The following is a 1,402-nucleotide window of genomic DNA, read 5'->3' on the forward strand; positions in this document are numbered from 1 at the left end:
CCTCCTCGGCGTTCTGCGCCGCGATCCGGTCCGCCGTGCGGTTGCGCAGGCGGTCGACCTTGCCGGAGATCTGGGCCGACATCTCGTCGCGCTGCTTGCTCAGCAGGACGTAGCTGAGCGGTGCCGAGACCACCGCGGCCAGCAGGAAGAGGAAGACCACGCCGAGCTCGCCCCGGACCGGGATCAGCTGGAAGTGGCCGAGCAGCAGGGCGACCAGCAGGCAGCCCAGGAAGATGCTGACCCGCAGGGAGGTGTAACGGAGCGTGGCGTGCGACTTGTTGCTCACATTGCTGCTCACCGGGGACACGTCCTTCTCTGCGCGGGGGCTGGGCCGGTCTCCCAGTGAAGCATGCCCGACGCCCCGCGCGGGGAACGGGTGGCCCGTCCCCCGCGCCCCCGCGTCCCGGGCGCCGCCGCCGGCCGCGCCCGGGGGCCCGCCGGCGCATCCGGCCGGGGGCGCCGGCACCGGCCGCCCGGTCAGCGCAGGTCGAGCCACATGGTGACGTCGTCGCGGTCGTCCCCGGGGGCGACCCGGATGGTGCCCGGCGCCCGTCCGACCTCGACGTAGCCGCAGCGCCCGTAGAACTGCTCCAGGCCGAGGCCGCCGCGGACGTAGAGCCGCAGGCCGGCCAGCCCCCAGTCCCGGGCGAGCCGTTCCGCCTCGGCCATCAGCTCCGCCCCGTAGCCCCGCCCCTGCAGCTCGGGGTGGACCATCACCCGGCTGATCAGCCGCCAGTGGTCCATCGGCGCGAACCGCATCGACTCGAAGAAGAGCATCCCGGCCGGCCTCCCGGTCTCCGCCTCGTGCGCGACCAGCAACCGGTCCGGCCCGGACGGCGCGACGGCCGCGAACTGCTTCTCCGCGGTGACCCAGACCTCGTCCTCCGTCACCGGGGCCACGAAGCCGACGGCGCCGCCCGCGTTGGTGGCGTCGGTCCACAGCCGGACGAGGTCCTGTCGCAGTTCGGCGTCGAGGTCGGGATCGAGCGTGAAGGTGAGTGCCATGGCCGCCGAGCCTATCCGCGCCCCCTCACACCCCGCGACGACGGCCGGCCTTCCACGACGCGGTTCGACGGCGCTGGAGGACGATCTCTAGGACAGGGCCGCAACGGTGCGGTCGGGCCGGTCCTCGCGGTTCGCGCCCAGGGCCAGGCAGAGCAGGACGGCCACCGCGCAGAGGGCGCCGGCCGCGTACCAGGCGAGGTCGTAGTCGCCGAACGCGTCCCGGACCAGCCCGGCCAGTCCGGCCACCACCGCGGCGCCGACCTGGTGGCAGGCCAGCACCCAGCCGAAGACGATCGGCGCGTCCTCGCCGAAGTGGCGGCGGCAGAGGGCGACGGTCGGCGGCACGGTGGCCACCCAGTCCAGGCCGTAGAAGATCACGAAGGCCAGGATCGGCGGC

Annotated in this window: 2 protein-coding genes and 1 pseudogene; all 3 read right to left on the reverse strand. The window is 74.3% G+C overall.

Annotated features, from left to right (window positions below; all coding sequences use genetic code 11):
• Positions 1-298: DUF4229 domain-containing protein (locus tag MCM47_RS40695; RefSeq protein WP_308222636.1), on the reverse strand; the 298-nt coding region annotated here is incomplete at its 3' end.
• 179 nt (positions 299-477) lie between these two features.
• Positions 478-1,005, reverse strand: coding sequence for a GNAT family N-acetyltransferase (locus tag MCM47_RS40700; protein ID WP_238951828.1), 528 nt, complete (start codon positions 1,003-1,005; stop codon positions 478-480).
• 87 nt (positions 1,006-1,092) lie between these two features.
• Positions 1,093-1,402: pseudogene (locus MCM47_RS40705) on the reverse strand (MFS transporter); the annotation flags it as partial.

The sequence above is a fragment of the Kitasatospora sp. A2-31 genome, assembly GCF_022288725.1.
GTDB lineage: Bacteria > Actinomycetota > Actinomycetes > Streptomycetales > Streptomycetaceae > Kitasatospora.